The 4,206-nt window shown below is 57.1% G+C and carries 5 protein-coding genes; all 5 read left to right on the top strand.

Annotation, left to right across the window (positions count from 1 at the left end; all coding sequences use genetic code 11):
• Positions 1-265 precede the first annotated feature (265 nt).
• The gene (locus VMN77_09610) at positions 266-427 is read left to right on the top strand and encodes a hypothetical protein (protein HTN44035.1); all 162 of its coding nucleotides are present in this window, start codon (positions 266-268) and stop codon (positions 425-427) included.
• Positions 428-465: 38 nt separating this feature from the next.
• Positions 466-1,209 (top strand): pirin family protein, encoded by a 744-nt coding sequence (locus tag VMN77_09615; GenBank protein ID HTN44036.1) that lies wholly within the window; start codon positions 466-468, stop codon positions 1,207-1,209.
• A 163-nt stretch (positions 1,210-1,372) separates the two neighbouring features.
• Positions 1,373-2,074, top strand: coding sequence for a response regulator transcription factor (locus tag VMN77_09620; GenBank protein HTN44037.1), 702 nt, complete (start codon positions 1,373-1,375; stop codon positions 2,072-2,074).
• Between the two features lies 1 nt (position 2,075).
• Positions 2,076-3,143: an ATP-binding protein gene (locus tag VMN77_09625; GenBank protein ID HTN44038.1), complete on the top strand. Its 1,068-nt coding sequence runs from the start codon at positions 2,076-2,078 to the stop codon at positions 3,141-3,143.
• A 115-nt stretch (positions 3,144-3,258) separates the two neighbouring features.
• Positions 3,259-4,206, top strand: a 948-nt coding sequence (locus VMN77_09630) for a cytochrome c biogenesis protein/redoxin (GenBank protein ID HTN44039.1), incomplete at its 3' end; no start/stop codon positions are given.

Genomic DNA, 4,206 nt, shown 5'->3' on the forward strand with positions numbered 1-4,206 from the left:
GACCCCTATGAATCGCACACGATCTATTTTCCGGGATCCGCGACAAATTAGGCGGGATCCCTCACCGGCGCCATCGAAGCGGCGGGCTAAGATTTCTCTCTTCCGGTGACGGCCGACCGTTTCGATTTTTCCACAAAGGTGTTGTCCGCTTCCGGCCACGTGGAACGGGATGGGGGTTGCATAAGCGGGGGGTTCGGGTTTATAGTAAAAATCTTCACCGATTAAAGTCATTGATCCGGACCTCACTCTAAGGTCGGTTGGTCAAATGATTGATGCTTCCCGAACTCATGCGGCCGGTCCCCATGTCCAGCGCTACCAAGCCCCCTCCAATAACCACGAATACCTGAAGAAGCGCCATGGCTTGTTCGATGACCTGGTAAAAAATATTTCGGGGTTTGCCGCGCTGATAGAGAAGGCCTTAGAATGATTCAGACCGGCGGGCCATCGAAAAACGAGGAGATGAAAATGAAGGCCAACGAGGAAAATCGAATCGACATTCGAAGAGCCGACCGGCGGTTCCTGACACGGACGGGCTGGCTGGATTCCAAACACAGCTTCAGCTTCGGGCCCCATTACGATCCCGACAATGTCGGCCATGGGCTGTTGATTGTCAATAACGACGACATCGTCCGGCCGGGAACCGGATTCATGACCCATCCCCATCAGGACATGGAGATCGTCACCTGGGTCCTGGACGGGGAACTGGAGCATAAGGACTCCGAGGGAAACAAGGGGATCATCTACCCCGGGCTGGCCCAGCGGATGAGCGCCGGAACCGGGATCTGGCATTCCGAGATGAACCCCAACGGGAATAACCCGGTCCATTTTGTCCAGATGTGGGTCCTTCCGGACACGGAGCGGATCAAGCCCGGTTACGAGCAGCTCGATATCGGCCGCGAACTGGACAAAGGAGGATTGGTCCAGATCGCCTCCGGAAAGGGGGACCACTCCGCCATCTCCATCCGCCAGAAGGGCGCGGGGCTCTGGGTGGGGCGGCTGAAGCCCGGCCAGTCGGCGGCCATTCCGGACGCTCCCTATGTGCATCTGTTCGTGGCCAAGGGTGGGGTGGAGCTCGAAGGCGCGGGGGTTCTTCGAACGGGGGATGCGGCCCGTTTGACCGCGGCCGGAAACCCCCGCATTACCGCGGATGCCGACACCGGCGCGGAGGTGCTGATCTGGGAGTCCAATCAAAAAACTGAGACCCGGTAAGGGGTGCGGTTCTCCTTAACGCGGCCCTCGTCGGGAGTCCGCCGATCTTTCCTGCTTCTATCGTCGCTCCGCGCATCGTTGCCTTAACCGTTTCTTCATCAACTCTTCTTCTTATCTTCACGCGCCCGTGTTATAATCTCGACCGGAATAAAAGGAGAAAGGAATGGAGTCTTCTTCGAAAGAGGCGGTTTTGATCGTGGAGGACGACCGAAAAACGGCCTCGGTTCTAAGCCTTTATCTTCAAAAGGAGGGGTTCCAGACCCTCGAAGCCGGCAACGGCATCGATGCGCTTGCTCTCTTCAGGAAAAGACGGCCGAATTTCGTACTGCTCGATCTGATGATTCCAAAAATGGATGGAATTGAAGTCTGCAAAAAGATCCGGCAGGAATCGGATGTGCCGATCATGATGGTGACGGCCAAGGTGGAGGAGGTGGACAGGCTGGTCGGACTTTCGATCGGCGCCGACGATTACGTGGTCAAACCCTTCAGTCCGAGAGAGGTCGTGGCCCGCGTCAAGGTCATTCTGCGCCGTTTCCGGCGCGGGGAAAAGGGTCCCCTCAAGCCCTATTCCTTTCAGGGTCTCATGGTGGACCCGGAGAAGCACAAAGCCACTCTCCACGGGACTCTCCTGACGCTGACTCATTTCGAATTCAAACTTCTCGCGACCCTGATGGCGGCCCCCGGCCGGGTCTTCTCGCGGGAGACCCTTCTGGATGTCGTGTACCCGAGGGCCGAGGTCAACGTGCTCGATCGCACGGTCGACGTGCATATCAAGAATCTCCGCCAAAAGATCGAGAAAAACCCGGCACGGCCCCGGTACATCAAAACGGTCCGAGGTATCGGTTACCAATTCGCGGAGAAATAACTTGCGAATCCCAAGAATCAGTTTGATCTGGAAACTCGTCGGCATTAACCTCCTGGGGGTTGGAATCGTCGTCGTTCTGGCCTGGCAGGTGATCGACCACTTTGCCGCGGACTATTTCATGGGTCTGATGAAGGAGTACAAGATCGATCCCGAAGTTCTCCACGCGGTATTCCTGCACACCACCCATCAGTTCCTCCTCCTTTCGATGGTCCTCGGCCTGGTCGCGGTCTCGCTCCTCGGCTATTTCATGACCAAACAGGCGATGCGTTCCCTGACCCAAATGAACAAGATAACGCGAAGGCTTGCGATGGGGGATTACTCCGAGCGGGTCAAGGGGATCACGCATGACGAGGTCGGCGAGTTGGGACAAGCCTTTAATCAAATGGTCGAGAGTCTTGAAAAAATCGAGAGGATGAGGAAGGATCTGGTCGCCAACGTGGCCCACGAGCTCCGAACGCCGTTGAACAATATCCGGGGCCAGTTGGAGGCGATTCAGGACCGGTTGATGGAACCGTCGCGGGATGCGATCGATTCCCTTCATGAGGAAGTCCTCCGTTTGGTTCGTCTGGTCGACGCGCTCCATCGTCTCTCCCAGATCGACGCAGAAACCCGGGTCATGACAAAGGAGCGGTTTGATCTTCACGCCCTGGTCCTCCAACTGCTTCGAAAGGAACAGCTCCGGTTTGATCAGAAAGGCCTCCGGATGAAGATCAACGGGTCGCCCGTCTTCGTGGTCGCCGACGCCGATCAGATCGTTCAGGCGGTTCAGAATCTGATTCAGAACGTTCTTCAATACACCCCGGACGGTGGAGAGGCGGGGGTCGATATCGGAACCATGGGAAACCGGGCGCGGGTTGTCTTCTCGAACAGCGGGGAAGGAATCCGCTTGGAAGACCTGCCGCACATTTTCGAGCGGTTTTACCGGGGTGAAAAATCCCGTTCCCGGGAATGGGGTGGAGCGGGAATCGGGCTGTCCATCGTAAAACAGATCGTCGAGGCCCATGGAGGAACCGTGGGGGCCGACAGCCGACCCGGCCTGACCGAGGTCTGGTTCACCCTTCCGCTTTGAGCCGATCTTCACCGAATCTTCACATTCCCTTTATTCTTCCTTCAAATTCATCCGGTAGGATGGAGTCGTAAATCAAGACGACTTTTTGATCAAACGGGTTTGAAAGGAGGAAATCATGAATTGGGGATTGGAACTCTTATCGATTGCGGCCGGATTGTTGACGGTCTTAAGTCCCTGCATCCTTCCGGTTCTTCCGCCTCTTCTCAGCGCCTCCGTCGCGACGCCGTTTCGTCACCGTCCTTTCTGGATCGTGTTGGGGCTTGCAGGCGCTTTCACACTATTCGGAACCACCTTCGCCCTTTTCGGAAGCTTCCTGGGAATAAGCAACGCCCTCCTCCGGCACGCGGCCCTGGGGATCCTCTTTTTCTTCGGCCTCTCCTTGATTTGGCCGAGGCTGTGGGAGGGAATGGGAAACCGGATCAGTTTTCTTGCGCAAAGAATGACGGGGATCAACCGGCTCGGCCCGGAACCGGGCCGGCTTAACGCACTGCTGATCGGGGGCTCGCTGGGACTGATCTGGGCGCCTTGTGCGGGTCCCATTCTCGGCATCATCATTACGCTGGCCACCGTTCAGGGATCGTTCGCGCATACACTGCTCCTGATGGGCGGGTATTCCCTCGGGGCCGCCGTTCCGATGCTGCTGATCGGGTACGGGGGGCAAACGGTCTCCCGCCGGATGCAACGTTTTCGGGCGTGGGGGCCGGTCTCTCATAAACTCCTGGGGGCCCTGACCCTCGCCGCGGTCGTCGGGCTCTATTTCAACCTGGATACCTGGCTCCTTTCCCATCTTCCGGGACAACTCTTCGTGACCAACGAAATTGAAAAACGATTGGTCGAAAAGAAAGGGACCGCGTCAATTCGACAAGGCGATTCGGAACCCACCGATTTGCGTTCGGGAGTCGCCCTGGCCTCGGCCGAAGGCATCCCGCTGCCTGTCCTGGGTTCGATCCCGGAGTTTTCCCGCATTACGGCTTGGATCAATTCCACCGCTTTGTCCGCCTCCGAATTAAAAGGCAAAGTGGTCCTGGTCGATTTCTGGACCTATTCCTGTATCAACTGTATT

The organism is Nitrospiria bacterium (assembly GCA_035498035.1).
GTDB lineage: Bacteria > Nitrospirota > Nitrospiria > JACQBZ01 > JACQBZ01 > JACQBZ01.

Excerpts from the sequence above, each read along its gene's own strand:
- VMN77_09620 (HTN44037.1), top strand. The coding sequence starts at position 1,373 with ATGGAGTCTTCTTCGAAAGAGGCGGTTTTGATCGTGGAGGACGACCGA.
- VMN77_09615 (HTN44036.1), top strand. The coding sequence starts at position 466 with ATGAAGGCCAACGAGGAAAATCGAATCGACATTCGAAGAGCCGACCGG.
- VMN77_09610 (HTN44035.1), top strand. The coding sequence starts at position 266 with ATGATTGATGCTTCCCGAACTCATGCGGCCGGTCCCCATGTCCAGCGC.